The organism is Halopseudomonas nanhaiensis (genome assembly GCF_020025155.1).
In the GTDB taxonomy this organism is placed as follows: Bacteria; Pseudomonadota; Gammaproteobacteria; order Pseudomonadales; family Pseudomonadaceae; genus Halopseudomonas; species Halopseudomonas nanhaiensis.
The window spans coordinates 123,593-139,629 of sequence record NZ_CP073751.1; the positions used below are offsets into that span (position 1 = coordinate 123,593).

The 16,037-nt window shown below is 63.1% G+C and carries 19 protein-coding genes and 1 riboswitch; of the genes, 15 read left to right on the top strand and 4 right to left on the bottom strand.

Annotation, left to right across the window (positions count from 1 at the left end; translation table 11 throughout):
• Both KEM63_RS00545 and KEM63_RS00550 read right to left on the bottom strand, forming a co-directional pair.
• Positions 1–1,506: a YifB family Mg chelatase-like AAA ATPase gene (locus KEM63_RS00545; RefSeq protein WP_223653965.1), complete on the bottom strand. Its 1,506-nt coding sequence runs from the start codon at positions 1,504–1,506 to the stop codon at positions 1–3.
• Positions 1,507–1,537: 31 nt separating this feature from the next.
• Positions 1,538–1,813 (bottom strand): accessory factor UbiK family protein, encoded by a 276-nt coding sequence (locus tag KEM63_RS00550; protein WP_223653967.1) that lies wholly within the window; start codon positions 1,811–1,813, stop codon positions 1,538–1,540.
• A 505-nt stretch (positions 1,814–2,318) separates the two neighbouring features.
• On the opposite strand from KEM63_RS00550, the gene glnK reads away from it, so the two are divergent.
• The 15 genes from glnK (at position 2,319) to KEM63_RS00625 (ending at position 14,355) form a co-directional block, all read left to right on the top strand.
• Positions 2,319–2,657, top strand: coding sequence for a P-II family nitrogen regulator (glnK, locus tag KEM63_RS00555; protein ID WP_093396590.1), 339 nt, complete (start codon positions 2,319–2,321; stop codon positions 2,655–2,657).
• A 50-nt stretch (positions 2,658–2,707) separates the two neighbouring features.
• On the top strand, positions 2,708–3,958 hold the full coding sequence (locus tag KEM63_RS00560; protein ID WP_223653968.1) for an ammonium transporter: 1,251 nt from the start codon (positions 2,708–2,710) through the stop codon (positions 3,956–3,958).
• 81 nt (positions 3,959–4,039) lie between these two features.
• On the top strand, positions 4,040–4,462 hold the full coding sequence (locus KEM63_RS00565; RefSeq protein ID WP_223653978.1) for a secondary thiamine-phosphate synthase enzyme YjbQ: 423 nt from the start codon (positions 4,040–4,042) through the stop codon (positions 4,460–4,462).
• A 101-nt stretch (positions 4,463–4,563) separates the two neighbouring features.
• The gene (locus KEM63_RS00570; protein ID WP_223653980.1) at positions 4,564–5,022 is read left to right on the top strand and encodes a hypothetical protein; all 459 of its coding nucleotides are present in this window, start codon (positions 4,564–4,566) and stop codon (positions 5,020–5,022) included.
• A gap of 242 nt (positions 5,023–5,264) precedes the next feature.
• Positions 5,265–5,371, top strand: a riboswitch (guanidine-I (ykkC/yxkD leader).
• Positions 5,372–5,425: 54 nt separating this feature from the next.
• Entirely contained in the window at positions 5,426–6,433 is a 1,008-nt protein-coding gene (locus tag KEM63_RS00575; protein ID WP_223653982.1) for an ABC transporter substrate-binding protein, read from the top strand.
• Between the two features lie 59 nt (positions 6,434–6,492).
• Positions 6,493–7,545 carry a fatty acid desaturase family protein gene (locus KEM63_RS00580; RefSeq protein ID WP_223653984.1) on the top strand — a complete coding sequence of 351 codons (1,053 nt, stop codon included), beginning with the start codon at positions 6,493–6,495 and terminating at the stop codon, positions 7,543–7,545.
• A gap of 1 nt (position 7,546) precedes the next feature.
• Positions 7,547–8,329 (top strand): SDR family NAD(P)-dependent oxidoreductase, encoded by a 783-nt coding sequence (locus KEM63_RS00585; protein WP_223653986.1) that lies wholly within the window; start codon positions 7,547–7,549, stop codon positions 8,327–8,329.
• A gap of 2 nt (positions 8,330–8,331) precedes the next feature.
• Positions 8,332–9,087, top strand: coding sequence for an SDR family NAD(P)-dependent oxidoreductase (locus tag KEM63_RS00590; RefSeq protein WP_223655911.1), 756 nt, complete (start codon positions 8,332–8,334; stop codon positions 9,085–9,087).
• Positions 9,087–9,965, top strand: a complete 879-nt coding sequence (locus KEM63_RS00595; RefSeq protein WP_223653988.1) for a DMT family transporter — start codon at positions 9,087–9,089, stop codon at positions 9,963–9,965. The genes KEM63_RS00590 and KEM63_RS00595 overlap by 1 nt, the downstream gene beginning before the upstream one ends.
• Positions 9,965–10,735: a creatininase gene (locus tag KEM63_RS00600; RefSeq protein WP_223653990.1), complete on the top strand. Its 771-nt coding sequence runs from the start codon at positions 9,965–9,967 to the stop codon at positions 10,733–10,735. Before KEM63_RS00595 ends, KEM63_RS00600 begins: the two co-directional genes overlap by 1 nt.
• 3 nt (positions 10,736–10,738) lie before the next feature.
• The gene (locus KEM63_RS00605; RefSeq protein WP_223653992.1) at positions 10,739–11,521 is read left to right on the top strand and encodes an N-acyl homoserine lactonase family protein; all 783 of its coding nucleotides are present in this window, start codon (positions 10,739–10,741) and stop codon (positions 11,519–11,521) included.
• On the top strand, positions 11,518–12,285 hold the full coding sequence (locus KEM63_RS00610) for a hypothetical protein (RefSeq protein WP_223653994.1): 768 nt from the start codon (positions 11,518–11,520) through the stop codon (positions 12,283–12,285). The genes KEM63_RS00605 and KEM63_RS00610 overlap by 4 nt, the downstream gene beginning before the upstream one ends.
• An 83-nt stretch (positions 12,286–12,368) precedes the next feature.
• Positions 12,369–13,124, top strand: coding sequence for an ABC transporter permease (locus KEM63_RS00615; RefSeq protein ID WP_423747842.1), 756 nt, complete (start codon positions 12,369–12,371; stop codon positions 13,122–13,124).
• A 4-nt stretch (positions 13,125–13,128) separates the two neighbouring features.
• Positions 13,129–13,971: an ABC transporter ATP-binding protein gene (locus KEM63_RS00620; RefSeq protein ID WP_223653998.1), complete on the top strand. Its 843-nt coding sequence runs from the start codon at positions 13,129–13,131 to the stop codon at positions 13,969–13,971.
• Between the two features lie 87 nt (positions 13,972–14,058).
• Positions 14,059–14,355, top strand: a complete 297-nt coding sequence (locus KEM63_RS00625; RefSeq protein ID WP_223654000.1) for a hypothetical protein — start codon at positions 14,059–14,061, stop codon at positions 14,353–14,355.
• A 52-nt stretch (positions 14,356–14,407) separates the two neighbouring features.
• Here the strand turns inward: KEM63_RS00625 and KEM63_RS00630 are convergent, their stop codons facing one another.
• Together KEM63_RS00630 and xerC are read right to left on the bottom strand one after the other, a co-directional pair.
• Positions 14,408–15,112, bottom strand: coding sequence for an HAD family hydrolase (locus tag KEM63_RS00630; protein ID WP_223654002.1), 705 nt, complete (start codon positions 15,110–15,112; stop codon positions 14,408–14,410).
• Positions 15,112–16,023: a tyrosine recombinase XerC gene (xerC, locus tag KEM63_RS00635; RefSeq protein ID WP_223655912.1), complete on the bottom strand. Its 912-nt coding sequence runs from the start codon at positions 16,021–16,023 to the stop codon at positions 15,112–15,114. The genes KEM63_RS00630 and xerC overlap by 1 nt, the downstream gene beginning before the upstream one ends.
• Between the last annotated feature and the right edge of the window lie 14 nt (positions 16,024–16,037).

Consider the following 16,037-nt stretch of genomic DNA (forward strand, 5'->3'; position numbering starts at 1 on the left):
TCAGCGTCCGGGCTGACGATCCAGTTGACGGTACTGCAGCGCTTCGGCGAGATGCGCTCTCTGCAGCGTGTCGACCCCTTCCAGATCCGCCACAGTACGTGCCACCTTCAGCGCCCGATGACTGGCTCGACGCGATAATCCCAGCCTTTCGATGGCCTTTTCCATCCAGCGGGCATCTTCGCTGGACACGGCGCAGTGATCCCTGAGCGCGGCAAGATCCAGATGCGCGTTCAGGCAGCCCTGACGATCAAGCTGAACTGCCCGCGCCGCGGCGACTGCGGCTGCGGCTTCAGCGGTCGTCGGTCTGTTGTCACCCGACTGCTCCAGCGTGAACGGTTCGTTGTGCATGGCCAGATGCAGGTCGATACGGTCCAGCAGCGGGCCGGACAGTTTGTTGCGATAGCGCTCCACCTGCTCGGCAGAGCAGCGGCAGCGCCCCGAAGGGTCGCCCTGATAGCCGCAGGGGCACGGGTTCATGGCTGCAATCAGTTGAAAGCGGGCGGGAAACGTCAGCTGCTCGCGTGCTCTGGCAATATGCACCGCTCCGGATTCCATCGGCTCGCGGAGCATCTCCAGCACCTTCCGATCAAATTCCGGCAGCTCATCGAGAAACAGAACGCCGTGGTGCGCCTGACTGATCTCACCGGGACGCGGCTGACTGCCACCTCCGACCAGTGCCGCAGCCGATGCACCATGGTGAGGCGCGCGAAACGGGCGGGCCGGCCATTGCGTCAGCGGGCCGCGTCCACACACTGATTGTACGGCGGCCACCTCCAGCGCTTCGTCTTCTGCCAGGGGCGGCAGCAATCCCGGTAACCGGCTGGCCAGCAGAGTCTTGCCGGTTCCTGGAGGACCGAAGAGCAGCAGGTTGTGCGCACCGCTGGCGGCCACGATCAGGGCGCGCTTGGCCTGCGCCTGACCCTGGACCTCGGCCAGGTCGGCGTAGCCACTGGCTGGGATGCTGGTGTGTGCCGGCACCGGATGCAGCTCACGTTCGCCGCGCAAATGCTCACACAGTTCGAGAATGTGATCGGCCGCGACGATATGCACGCCACGGACCATGGCCGCCTCGGCAGCATTGGCGCGGGGCAGCAACAGCGTTCTACCGGCTTCCCGGCAGGCTATCGCGGCAGGTAACACGCCCTGGACCGGGCGCAGCTCTCCGGACAGTGCCAATTCACCCAGGCACTCGCAGTGCTCGAGACTGTCGGCGGGAATCTGTCCGCTCGCGGCGAGCAGGCCGAGGGCGATAGCCAGATCGAATCGCCCGCCCTCCTTTGGCAGGTCGGCAGGCGCCAGGTTGATGGTGATGCGTTTGAGGCTCGGGAAGTCCAGGCGCGCGTTCTGCAGAGCACTGCGCACACGGTCCTTGCTCTCGCGAACAGCTGTTTCAGGTAGCCCGACCAGCGTCAGGCTGGGCATGCCGTTGGCGAGATGAATTTCGACCGTGACGGTCGGAGCCTGGACGCCGAGCTTGGCACGGCTGTGCACGATGGCAAGGGACATGATCGCTCCTTGATCAGGCCCGCCAGGAGGGTCAGGCGGGCGGTTGCGGGACGCTATCGTCCGATCGACCGGTGCGTTCCATTTCGGCGACGCGCTTTTCCAGGGCCTCAAGCCGCTCACGGGTGCGCATCAGCACGACCTGTTGCGTCTCGAATTCCTCGCGGCTGACCACGTCGAGTCGCGACAGGGCGCTCTGCAGCACCGCCTTGACCCGCTTTTCCAGCTCCGGCCCAGGGAGGTTGTGCTCACCTGAGAAAAGGCGGCTGGCCTGGCTGGTCACTGCATCGATGAAATCCTTGGGCAACATGGCGTGAGTCCCGTAATGACTGGAAGCGGGCGAACGTACCGGCGTAAGCGGAGATTCTAGCACAGCCTCCGGCGCGGCTTTTCCCAACGCGGTCTCATCCGTGTACGCAAACAGCGCACCTTGATTACGCACGCTGCACACTATTGGTGCGCCAACGCTGCCGCCGCACCGCTTGATCCTACCCCGTTTAGCCGCTAATTCATTGAATAAGTTAGGGAATCGCAAATTGGCAGGGATTCTGCAGAGGACTCCCCAGCTGCCTTCAAAGCCGTGACCCAATTTGGGTATACGGCAAGAGGCCAGCATGATTTGAGAGACGCATCGTAGGGAGCGCATAAGAAGATGAAGCAGTTGACCTGTGGCTTCACGGCTGTTGAAAAACCCGCTGCTGCCCACGGAGCGGACAACTGCGGCAGCGTCTGTGCATTGTCCGTTTCTAAAAGTCGCTAACTCGGCATAGACTTGTCCTGTCCCCCAGGGCAGTCGATAACACGGGAGTATCAACATGAAACTAGTAACGGCTGTAATCAAGCCATTCAAGCTGGACGATGTTCGGGAAGCACTTTCCGAAATCGGCGTTCAGGGTATTACCGTCACCGAAGTGAAAGGCTTCGGACGGCAGAAAGGCCATACCGAGCTCTACCGCGGCGCGGAATACGTGGTCGACTTCCTGCCCAAGGTCAAGATCGACGTGGCCATCGGCGACGACATGCTCGATCGCGTCATCGAAGCCATCACCAAGGCTGCCAACACCGGAAAGATCGGCGACGGCAAGATCTTCGTAGTCAATCTGGAGCAGGCCATCCGCATCCGTACCGGCGAGACCGACACCGACGCGATCTGATTCAGCCAGTTCATTACATGAAGTAACTAAGCCTAATTGGGGGGCTTATTATGGAAGATATCGTACAGATCAAGTACGCGCTTGATACGTTCTACTTTTTGATCTGCGGTGCGTTGGTCATGTGGATGGCGGCCGGTTTCGCCATGCTCGAGTCCGGCCTTGTCCGCGCCAAGAACACTACTGAAATCCTCACCAAGAACGTGGCGCTGTATGCCATCGCATGCACCATGTATCTGCTGGTGGGCTACCACATCATGTACTCCAGCCCGGAAGGCGGCATCTTCCCGAGCTTCGGACTGCTGATCGGTGCCGAGAACACGGCTGAAGAGGTGCTGGCAGGCGGCGACGACGCCCCCTACTACTCGGCACGTTCCGACTTCTTCTTCCAGGTGGTCTTCGTTGCTACCGCAATGTCGATCGTATCCGGTGCGGTTGCCGAGCGCATGAAGCTGTTCGCGTTCCTCTTCTTCGCCGTCATCATGACCGGCTTCATCTACCCGATCCAGGGCTTCTGGAAGTGGGGCGGTGGCTTCCTCAACGAGGCAGGTTTCCTCGACTTCGCCGGCTCCGGTGTGGTTCACCTGTGTGGCGCAACCGCTGCGCTGGCCGGTGTTCTGCTGCTCGGCGCGCGGAAGGGCAAGTACGGCGCCAGCGGTCAGATCAATGCAATCCCCGGCTCGAACCTGCCGCTCGCTACATTGGGTACCTTCATCCTGTGGCTGGGCTGGTTCGGCTTCAACGGTGGCTCGCAGCTGGTGGTCTCGAATATCGACGATGCCAACGCGGTGGCCCAGATTTTCCTCAACACCAACGCTGCAGCGGCGGGTGGTCTGATCGCCGCGCTGGTTGTTGCTCGCATCCTGTTCGGCAAGGCTGATCTGACCATGGCTCTCAACGGTGCACTGGCCGGTCTGGTTGCCATCACCGCAGAACCGCTGACTCCCGGTGGCTTCCAGGCTACGCTGATCGGCGCAGTCGGTGGCGTGATCGTGGTGTTCTCGATCCTGGGTCTGGACAAGCTGAAGATCGACGATCCGGTCGGCGCCATCTCCGTCCACGGTGTGGTCGGTATCTGGGGTCTGCTGGCGGTCTGCCTGACCAACGACGATGCCACCATCGGTGCGCAGCTGATGGGTATCATCACCATCTTCCTCTGGGTCTTCATCGCCAGCCTGATCGTCTGGGCTATCCTCAAGGCCGTCATGGGCATCCGTGTCAGCGAAGAGGAAGAGTACGAAGGGGTGGATATTTCCGAGTGCGGTATGGAAGCCTACCCGGAGTTCACCAGCAGCAAGAAGTAAACTTCACGCTGGGATACTCCTCCAACAGACAGGGCGCCGCATGGCGCCCTGTCTGTTTTCGTACTGGTCAAGGAGCATGTCATGTGGCTTCAACGCACCATCCGCCTGCGCGGGCGCAGCCGTGGCTTTCACATCATCACCGAGGAAATCGTGGGCGCAATGCCGGAGCTCACTCGGGTGGAAACGGGTCTGTTGCATCTCTGGCTGCAGCATACCTCGGCGTCTTTGAGCATCAATGAGAACGCCGATCCGCTGGTGATGGGCGACCTTGAAGCCTTTCTGCGTCGCCTGGTACCGGATGACACGCCGTATTTCCAGCATACGTACGAAGGGCCGGACGACATGACTGCGCACGTCAAGAGCAGTCTGCTTGGCGTGCAGCTGAGCATTCCGGTTGCCGGCGGCGCTCTGGCGATGGGTACGTGGCAGGGGATCTATCTGGGTGAGCACCGCGAGCAGGGCGGGTCGCGTCGCATCGTTGCGACGCTGCAGGGTGAGCATTGACTGGTTCGGTCGGCGCAAAGGTTACGGCATCTGTATCAGGCGAACCATGCGCTGCCGCTGGCGGTCCTATCTAGCACAGACTCAACCAGGAAGGAGATGCCATGAAAGCGCAGACGTTCCAGTACCTGACCGAATGGACGGCCCAATTCCACACCAATCTCGCCGATGCGATGGAGAAAGGCCGGCCACAGCAGACCGACGAACGCGCCAAATGGGTGCTGGAATACCTCATCGACCACGAGCGTACGCTCGCCAAAGAGGTCGAAGGCTTCAAGGATCAGGCCGACCCCAAGGCCCTGGAAACCTGGCTGTACGAGCATCTTACCGAGACGCTGCCGCCGGACGCGCGCACCCGTGACATCGACTTCGGGACCATGGATTTCACTGCCATCTCCAACGAAGTCTTCGACGTCCACAATCAGGTGATCGAAGTATGGGAGAGCATGGTCAGCAAGGGCGCCGTGCCTGAGGCCAAGGAGCTGGCGCAGAAGATCCACGATCTGGAAAAAAACGAAACGCTGCGGCTGGCCGACCAGATAACCAGCGTCCAGCAGATGTAGGTCTCCCTCCTCCCGGCCGGCCGGCGTGATGCACCGCGCCAGCCCAGCCCGCCCCCTTTTCGGGCGCTATCGCTGCCCTGATCGCCTGCCAAGTCTCCCTGTCAGATCGCCTGCTACTCGCCAGGGCCCGTCGCAGACGGGTTTGGGCGTGTATACGGGAAGTTGGCATCAACCATGCAAAACCTATGATGAAGCGGGATGAGTCACCAGCAAGCATGACGCATCACACAAATCGGAGTGGTACTTAGGCGAACTAGGGTTCCGGTCTGCAGGACGCAGATGCTGGTCCGAGAGTTTTCCGGCTTCCATGGATCAGGAGGCTACACGGCGGGATAAAAGCCCGGGAGACCGTCATGACGACGCGATCCCGTGCTTTTTTCTCACTGTGTAGGAGTTGCACATCATGACCGTCTCTATGCTGCGTTGCTTTCGCAAGACCCTGCTCGGCGTCGGCCTGGCGAGCGTATCTTTCGTTGCGCCCATGGCCGCACAAGGGGCCGAGACCCTGAAGATCGGCACTGTGGTCTGGGCCGGCTACGGTCCGTTCTACGTGGCTGATGAGCTCGATCTGTACGACGAATTCGGGCTCGACGTCGATCTGCAATTTTTCAATGATCCGGCACTCATCCCCTCCGCCATGGCCAGTCGCGCGGTGGACGGCGGCATGTTGACCTATGACCAGGTCGTCGGCTCGGTGGCCAAGGGGCTCAAGCATCAGGTCGTCATGCCCATCGACTTCTCCAATGGCGGCGATGCCATCGTGGCCGACAAGTCGATCACCTCGATCGCCGATTTCAAGGGCAAGGCGGTTGGCTACAACCCCCTGTCTCCTTCTGACTTTCTGCTGGCTTACGCGTTGCAGAGCAACGGCATGAGCGAAAAGGATATCCGCCCGGTGAACATGACCCCTGAAGGCATTCCGGGCGCCATGGCCTCCGGCAGCCTGCCGGTCGGGGTGACCTACGAGCCGAATGTGTCGCAGATTCTCGGCATGGGCAAAGGTGACAAATACCACGTGGTGTACTCCTCGAAGGACGCCCCTGGCCTGATCACCGACGTGCTGGTGTTCGACCAGAGCGTGATCGAGAAGCGCCCCGAGGCCATCACTGCAATGATCAAGGGCTACCAGGCCGGGCTGGATTACATGCAAGCCAACCCCGAAGAGTCCGCGAAGATCATCGGCAAGGTGCTCGGCGTCACCGCTGAAGAAGCCGTCGAGCAGATGGAGGGCGCCTACAATCTGCCCCTGGACGAGATGGCCAAGAGTTTCGAGAAATCGGAAGACACCACCTCGTTCTTCGGCAGCGGTGCGGTAATTGCCGACATTCTGGTGAAGAACCAGCAGATCCAGGCGGCTCCTGATTTTGCCGAGACCTTTGATGCCAGCTTCGTTGAAGCCCTGACCGAATAACCACAGGTATCGCGGATGCTGCCGTGGGCGCATCCGCTGCATCGCCATCCGGAGGAGCCATGACCACGTCCGCATCCACAGGCAGGCCCGCTGCCAAGCGCAAGCCGCTGTTCCGTTATACCGACGGTCCGCTGCCCAATATCCTGGCCATGACCTACAGTCTGGCCGGCTACGTCGTCGGCATCGGCCTATTGCTCGCCGATTCCTGGCTGCTCAAGGCAGGCGGGACGCTACTGCTCGCGCACGCGATGATCATCGGTGCCTATCTGATGCACGAGTTCGCCCATGGCACCATTTTCAGTTCACCGCAGCACAACGCTCGCGCCGGTGCGGTATACAGCTGGATGACCGGCGGCTGCTACGCCGAATTCCAGGACCTGCGCCGAAAGCACATGCGTCACCACGTGGACCGGGCCGATGTACTGACCTTCGACAGCAAGCAGTTCATCAACGGCCTGCCTGTCGGGGTGCGTAAGCTCATCCTGGCGCTGGAGTGGGCCTACATTCCCGCCGTCGAATTACTGCTGCATGGCTACGTCATCCTGCTGCCGTTCCTCAGCGACAGCGAGAAGCAGCGTGCCCGCCGTCCTGCCGTGGCCACCATCCTGGTGATCCGTATCGCCGCGTTCGCCCTGCTCGGCTGGTTGTCTCCCGCGGCGCTGGTGCTCTACGCGGTGGCCTGGCTGATCATGATCACCGTGCTGCGCTTCACCGACGCCTACCAGCACACCTATGACGCCTTCGCCGTGCTGGAGGAAGGCGACATCCCGGCCGACAAGCTGCGCGACCGCGCCTACGAGCAGCAGAACACCTTCAGCAATCTGGTTTCCCTGCGCTGGCCTGCACTCAATCTGCTGCTGCTCAACTTTTCCTACCACAACGCCCACCATGAAAAGCCGGTCGCGCCGTGGTATCGCCTGCCCGCCTTGCATGCATCGTTCTACAGCGATGGTTACCGGCAGGTGGTGCCAATGAGAGAACTGGTCAGCAGTTTCCATCGGCACCGGCTACGTCGGGTCACCGATGACGACTACGGGCAGTTCGGTGACGGGCCGAAGCGTGCAGACAACTTCTATGGCGCGGTCGGCGTCTCGTTCCTGACGGCGGTGTGATATGCGAGACGTCGATTACAGCGGCCGTACTGTACTGATCAGCGGAGCCGGTAGCGGCATCGGCCGCGGGCTGGCTCGCGCGTTCGCCGAGCAGGGCGCGCGGCTGGAGCTGATTGATCGTGACGCTGAAGGCCTCGCCAGAGTGGTAGACGAGCTCGGCGCGCGCTGCGTGCGCGGCAGCTGTGTCGATCTTGGCGATGATGCGGCGGTCTCCGCGTTTGCCGACGTGCTGCGCGAGCGTTGTGGGCGGCTCGACGTGCTGGTGAACAATGCCGGCATCGAGCTGCCGACGCCGCTGCTCGACGCTGCAGCCGACGCTAATTCGCGCTGGCAGGCTCAACTGGACAACAACGTGGTCAGCATGCTGCGACTGACGCGGGCTGTCCTCCCGTTGCTCGGTGAAGGCAGCAGCGTGATCAACCAGTCCTCGATCTGGGGGCTGAGTGCGGTTGCCGGCTTTTCGGCCTATGTGGCGAGCAAGCACGCGGTGATCGGTCTGACCCGCTCGCTGGCCTGGGAGCTGGGCCCGCAGCGGGTACGGGTAAATGCGGTCTGCCCGGGCTGGATCGCCACGGACGCGGCCATGGCGTCCCTGCGCAGCATGGCCGCTGTCAGCGGACGCAGCGAAGCCGCCGAACTGCAACACATTCTGTCTGCCCAGGCTATCCCCGAACTATTGACGCCAGCAGACCTGGCCGGAACCTTCCTGTTTCTCGGAAGCCCGCTCGCAGCGGCCATGACCGGCCAGGCGCTGGTCGTCAGTCGCGGGGAGATGATGCATTGAGTATGCCGTCCAGCCTTGCAGATCAGTGCATTCTGGTGACAGGCGCCGCGACCGGTATCGGCCGTGCGTGCGTCGAGGCACTGGCCGGACGTGGCGCCCGGGTCTGGGCAGGGTATCAGACAGGCCAGGAACACCTCATGGATGAGCTGATCCGCTCGGTTGCAGCGCAGGGCGGCATCGTCCGGGGCCTGGAAGTGGACGTCGCCGACGCGGCTTCAGTGAAGGCGATGTTCGCCCGCATGGAAAAGGACGGTCCTTTGCATGGTCTGGTCAACAATGCGGGCGTCATTCTTGAAAAGCCCTTCCTGCAAACGGGAGAGGAGGACTGGCAGAGGGTGATGTCGGTCGATCTGGACGGCGTCTATCGCTGCTGCCGCCTGGCCCTGCACGGTATGTCCGCACGTGGTGGCGGGAGCATCGTCAACGTCGCCTCAGACCTGGGCTTTCTCGGCCGCGAGGATTACGTCGCCTATTGTGCGGCCAAGGCTGGCGTGATCGGTCTGACCCGCGCTCTGGCACGCGAGTTTGCGCCGCTGATCCGCATAAATGGGGTTGCTCCCGGGCCGATCGAAACGGCGATGGTCTCGCCAGCTCACATGAGCGCCGAATGGATGGCTCGGGAAGTTGCGATTCCGGCGGCGCGCCTCGGTCAGCCGGCGGAAGTGGCCGCTGCGGTGTGCTTTCTCCTGTCGAGCGAAGCGAGCTTCTTTACCGGACAGATACTCGGGCCCAACGGCGGCTCCTGGATGGGTGGCTGATGCTGCGGCCTGAGCTCGTTCTGATATTCGCGACGCTCCTCTGGGGTACCAGCTGGATCCCCCTGCGGGCCTTCGCCGAAGCCGGTATTAGCGGCATGCCCATGGTATTTGCCAGTTACGGACTGATCGCGCTGGTGGCGGTGCCGCTTCTCTGGTGGCAACGCCGGGCGTGGCGGGGTCAAGCGTGGGGATTGCTTGCAATCGTGGTCTTCGGCGGGTGGGCCAACACGGCGCTGATCGGGTCGCTGTCATTGGGGCATGACATTGTCCGGCTCATGCTGCTGTTCTACCTGGCGCCGGTGTGGGCCGTGCTCGGCGGCTGGCTGCTGCTGCGCGAGCAGCTCACGGCGTTGCGTCTCGGTGCGCTTGCATTGGCGTTGCTCGGCATTGCGCTCACGCTGGGAATCGGCCTGGATACCCTCAAGCCGCTGCAAGGTATCGATTGGCTGGCCCTGAGCGCAGGCTTCGCCTTCGCCATGAACAACCTGGCTACCCGTGCCGCCCACCGCATTCCGCTGTTCAGCAAGACCTTCGCCGCCTTCATAGGCAGTGTCGTCTTTGCCGGTGTCGCCTGCCTGATCCTGGACCAGGGCCTGCCCACACTGCGCCCGGTAACCTGGGTACTGGTTGCCCTGTTCTCCGTTGGCTGGCTGCTCGCAACATTGGCAGCGCAGTACGGCGTCACGCATCTGGAAGCCAGCCGCGCAGCAGTAATCATCGTTTTCGAGTTGATCGCGGCTGTGCTGTCTGCAGCCTGGCTGGGCGACGTACCGCTCGGGCCGCGCGAAAGTCTCGGTGCCGGTCTGGTGTGCGTGGCCGCCGTACTGGCCGCCTGGCCAGACCAGCCCCAACCTGCCCTGCCGAGGAGTGCAATCTGATGACAAGCGTATTCATGGACCAGATCAGCTGGGTGGAATATCAGCAACGCGTCAATGACAGCGCAGTGGTGTTTCTGCCCTGCGGCGCCACCGAGCAGCACGGGCCGCACCTGCCGCTTGGCACCGATGCGCTGCTGTCCACTGCCATCGCTGCAGATGCTGCGCGGCAGGTCGGCGGCATCGTCGCTCCGGCCCTGGCCTACGGCTACAAGTCGCAGCCCAAGTGCGGCGGTGGGCAACACTTCTGCGGCACCACCAGTCTGGATGGCGCGACGCTGATCGCACTGGTTCAGGATGCGGTGCGCGAGTTCGCCCGCCACGGCGTCAGGCGGCTGGTACTGGTGCTTGGTCACTACGAGAATCAGTGGTTCGTGGCCGAGGGAATCCAGCTGGCGCTGCGCGAGCTGGGCCAGGGCTGTGCGCTGGAAGTCATGCGTCTGGAACACTGGGATTACTGCAGCGAGCAGACACTGGCCGACGTGTTCCCGGACGGTTTCCCCGGCTTCTCGCTGGAGCATGCAGCGGTGATCGAGACCTCGCTGATGCTGCATTACCACCCCGCTCTGGTTCGTCTGGACCTGATTCCGGATGATGGCCCGGCGGACTTTCCCCTGTACGACATGTATCCATCGCGTACCGAGTGGGTGCCACCGTCCGGCGTGCTCTCCTCGGCGCGCGGCTCCGATGCGGCAAAGGGCGCGCGGATGGCCGACGATATCGTCAGCGGCATCGTCGCCGCGGTGCGGCATGAATTCCGGCTGGAGGCTTGAAGCATGAGCCAGGTCCTCAAGCTGTGGCCGCTACTCACCGCCACCCACCGCTATGACAAGTCCTATTCCACCCGCAATCGGGGCGAAGGGACGCTGATCGAGGCACCCATCCTCGCCTACCTGATCGAAACGCGGCAGGGCCGGGTGCTGTTCGACGTCGGTTGCGACTTCCACAAACTGGACGATCCGGTTGCCCGGCAGCGCTGGTTCGACCCGGTGGACTTCCCCATGGGGCCACCGGAGATGAGCGAAGAGCAGCGGCTGACTGCGCACTTGCAGCGTATGGGGCTGACTTGCGCCGATATCGATCTGGTGTTTCTCAGCCACCTGCATTTCGACCACGCAGGCGGGCTGTGCGAAGTGTGCGGTGCCGACGTGCATGTCCATGAAGCCGAACTTGAGGCCGCGCGGGAGCCTGCGGACAACGCGTATTTCGCCGACGACTTCGCCGGCGATGTGCGCTGGAAGCTCCAGCGCGACGAGTACGACCTGTTGCCGGGGGTGCGCGCAATTAACACGCCGGGTCATACGGCCGGGCACATGTCCCTGTTGATCGAGCTGCCGACGGGCGCGCCGGTGATTCTCGCCGGCGACGCGGCCGATCTCACGGAGAACCTGGCTGACGAGGTTGCGCCTGGGCTGTGCTGGCGTGATCGGGATGATCTGGCAGTGGACAGCATTCGCAAGCTCAAGCGGGTGGCAGTAGAGACCGGCGCCGAGCTCTGGCCCAACCATGACATGGCCTTCTGGCGGACCCTCAAACGCTTCCCGGAGTACCACGCATGAATGTACCCGAACCCTATCTGGGTGTATGGCAGCGCACGCTGCTGCGGACCGCGAACGGTTTCGAAGACCGTACCACGCGGGTGTTCTGGCTGCAGACCGAATCGCTGCATGCGGATATTCGCATCCCGGAGCCCCGTCCACGCTCACTGGAACAGCGCTGCCTGCAGGCCGGGTTCGCCGGGGTCACCCGCGTCGAGGGAGATCTGTGCCGCTGGCATCGAGTGATAGATTTCCATCCGGCAAGCCCGCCCGATGTCGGCCGGATGACCTTCGTCGGGCCTGACGAACTCCATGAAAGAGCCCTCGATGGCAGCTACCTGGAAGTATGGAAGCGATTGCCCGGTTCGCAGGGAGAAAGCCAGGCGCAATGGCTGACCGACGCTGACACCGGGGTCCGCAGTGCCTGCCTGTTACGCGCCGGGACGTTCTTCCTGTTCGTGGCCAGCCGTCCGGAACCGCTGCGCGAGGATGCCTCGCTGGTCAGGCAGCTCACCACCGCCTCCGCCGAGCAGGCAGAGCGGATGCTGGACATGGAGCTGTCTTTCGGCCGGATCGACTCGACCGGCCATGCATGGCGCATCGAGCTCTCGACGCTGCCTTGTCGCCTGGGCAAGGCGTTGCTGCTCAATCCGGAGCCGACCGCACCGCTGACGACGTGGCCCGCGACGCGACTCGCCAAGCTGGGTGCCCATGCGCCGGCAGGTGGATGGCTCAGAGTGGCGAATCCGGTATGTCGTCCCGTTCCCGAGGAGGACTTCGCATGAACGCACAGGCACCGCTGCCGGTCTCCGGCGCCCCGACCACGCCCGTTCGGCGCCGCAGTCGCTGGTGGACCATTCGTGGGGACATGGGTGGTCGCAGCGCCGCCATCCTGGCCACGATCGGCCTCTGCTCACCCTTCATCGCCTGGTGGTTGTACACCGCGCTGGGCCTCGCCGATCCGCTGTTCATGCCAAGCCCGGAAGCGGTGGCCCAGCGGGTCTGGCGCTGGTGGACCGATGAAGGCCTGCTGGCCGACATCGGCATCAGCGTCTACCGGGTCATGGCCGGCTTTCTGCTCTCGGCGCTGTTCGCGCTGCCACTGGGCCTGTATCTGGGCACCTACCGCACGGTGCAGGCGACGCTTGAGCCGCTGATCGACTTCATCCGCTACATGCCCGCGGTTGCGTTCATCCCGCTGGTCATGCTGTGGGTCGGCATCGACGAGGGCTCGAAGATACTGATCATCTTCATCGGCACCTTCTTCCAGATGACGCTGATGGCGGCGGAGGACGTGCGCCGGGTGCCGATGGCGCAGATCGAGGCGGCGCAGACCATGGGCGCCTCACGCGGGGAAATCATTCGCCTGGTGATCCTGCCATCCGCGCGGCCGGCCCTGCTCGATACCCTGCGCATCACCTGCGGCTGGGCCTGGACCTATCTGGTCGTGGCCGAGCTGGTGGCGTCCAACTCCGGTCTGGGTTACGCCATCCTGCGCGCCCAGCGCTACATGCATACCGACAAGATCTTCGCCGGCATTCTGTTGATCGGCCTGATCGGGCTGCTCACCGACCAGGCGTTCCGCTGGATCGGGCGCCGCGCCTTCCACTGGCAGAAGAGGTGAGACCATGGACAAACCCTGTATCGGCATCCGCCAGCTCGGCAAGCAGTTCGTCACCCGCAGCCAGACCATCGAAGCGCTGCGCAACATCGATCTGGACATACGACCGAACGAGTTCGTGACCTTTGTCGGCGCCTCCGGTTGCGGCAAGTCCACCCTGCTGCGCATCCTCGCCGGGCTCGAGACGCACAACAGCGGCGATCTGTTGCTGCACGACCAGCCGATCGACGGCCCCGGTGTCGATCGCGCAATGGTCTTCCAGCATTACAGTTTGTATCCGTGGCTGACGGTGATGCAGAACATCAAATTCTGCCGTCAGTTACGCGCGATCTCCGATACCGTATACAGCCAGTCCGACGTGGAAACGGCGAGCGGGCGGGCCGACGCGCTGCTCAGCCTGATGGGCCTTGCGCCGTTTGCCGATGCCTATCCCAGCCAGCTGTCGGGCGGCATGCAGCAGCGCGTGGCGATCGCACGCGCGTTGATGCCGCGCCCGGACATCCTGCTGATGGATGAACCGTTCGGCGCGCTGGATGCGCAGACCCGCGAGGTGATGCACGATCTGATTCGCCACGTGCACCGGCTGGAAAAGACCACCATCGTGTTCGTCACCCACGATGTGGAGGAGGCAATCTACCTGGGCAGCCGTATCGTGCTGATGGCGCCGCGGCCCGGTCGCATCGATACCATCTATGAAGTACCGCTGCCTGAGGCGCGCCATCAGGACATGAAGCTGGAACCGTCCTTCATCCACCTGAAGCGGCAGATCCTGGCGCGCATTCGCGAAACGTCAGGCGTACAAACGGACCTGGACCAGCTGGCCCGACTCACGCAGGGGGCATCTGTCTGAACCATGAAAAATAATCTTCGTGCCCTCTAGCCAAAAAGTTTCGTTGCGCTATAAATAGCCTGTTTTTCCCGCTGCGAGAGTCAGGTGATGAGCGACGACGATATTGAAGACGAAGAGCTGGAGAGTGTGGACGACAATGACGTCGACGATCTGCCAGAGGTAGAGGACGACGAACCGGCTCCCAAGCCGAAGAAAAAGGCTGCAGTCGTCGAGGATCCGCTTGAGGGCCTGTCGCTCGAAGCCAAGGCGCGTGAGCGCGAAATGCTGGCGCGGCAGATCGAGGAGTTCATGGCGCGCGGCGGCAAGGTGCAGGAAATTGACGACAACGTGGTAGGCGATCCGCCGAAGAAGCCGGACAGCAAGTACGGTAGCCGTCCGATCTGATCCGGGCTGGCGGACCCGAGCCGTGCGCTGGCCCAGGCTCGGGTTCGCAGTCTCAGAGCCGGCGGAGGTATGCCTCCAGCCAGCCTTCCACTTCACTCAGGCATTTCACTTCACCGTGCGGCCGTGGCTGATCCGGCCAGGGCAATTCAAGACGGTTGAACCAGAGCGTGTGCAGGCCCACCCCTTGTGCGCCCTGAATATCGTCGACCGGATGATCACCGATGTGCAGCGTCTCATGCGGCTCGACACCGGCTCGCTCGAGCGCAGCGAGAAACGGCGCCGGGTCCGGCTTGCCGACGCCGACTTCATCTGCCGAAACGATGACCTTGAAATACTGTTCCAGACCGAGCCGCTTGACGTCGGCATTGCCGTTGGAGATGGTCGCAAGCTGATACCGACTGGCGAGTCGACCCAGCAGCGCCTCGGCGTGCGGAAAGAAGGTCAGCGCGTGGCGCGCCTCCAGAAATACCTCGAATCCCTCTAGCGCCAGCTCGCGCGCATGCTCGTCCGAATACCCTGCCCGACGTAGGCCCAATTCCAGAATGGCTATGCGCAGCGCCGTCACCCGATGGCGCAGCAGCGGTTCGGCAGCGAGCACGTCCTTGCGCAGGGCGCGTCGGGCGGCTGCGTCCAGATTTCGCACGAACAGCGGGGCCTGCTCGGCGAGCCACTCGAGCAGTCTCGCCTCGGCGGCGATGACCACCGGCTCGGTTTCCCACAGGGTGTTGTCGAGGTCGAAGGTCAGCAGGCGGATCATCAGTCTTTCCCGTGTTTGCGTTTCGAGCGTGGATGCGCCTTGTCGTAGACCTGCGCCAGATGCTGAAAGTCCAGATGGGTGTAGATCTGCGTAGTGCCGATATCTGCATGTCCGAGCAGCTCCTGCACCGCGCGCAGGTCGCCGGAGGATTCCAGCAGGTGGCTGGCAAAGGAATGGCGAAGCATGTGCGGATGCACGTGCTGGCCGATGCTCTGCACACCGCTGCGCCTTACCCGCAGCTGGATTGCCCGCGGCGTCAGCCGGCGGCCCTGTCGCCCGACGAATACCGGCTGGTCTTCGGCACCCAGCGAAGGGCGCATGGCCAGCCAGTGCTCCAGCGCTTCACGGGCCTTGCGGCCGACCGGGAGTACGCGCGTCTTGCTGCCCTTGCCGAGTACCCTGACCTCGCCCTCGCGCAAATCCAGATCGTGCAGGCTCAGGTCGGCCAGCTCCGAAAGGCGCAAGCCTGATGAGTAGAACAGTTCAAGCATGGCCGCGTCCCGCGTGCGCAGCCAGTCGTCGTCATCACCCCCGGCGACGCCGGCCTGGTCGAGCAATGAGGCGGCGAGATCCGCGTCCAGCGTTCTGGGCAGCCTTCGCGGCGACTTGGGTGCGCGCAGATCGGTAGCCGGATCGTGCCGGCAGACGCCTTCGCGGATCAGGTAGCGATACAGCGCGCGCACCGAGCTCAGCTGTCGTTGCAGGCTACGGCCGGACTGACCGCCTTGGTGGCGACGTGCGACGAAGCTGCGCAGCACCTGAGTATCAACCGCATCCCAACGCTCGATGCCGTTGGCCTGCAGATAGGTTTGCAGCGTCTGCAGATCGCGACGGTAGGCATCCAGCGTGTTCGCTGCGACCTGCCGCTCGCTGCGCAAGTGCTCGCAAAAGGACTCGAGCGGGCCCTGCAGCGATGCGGCGGGAG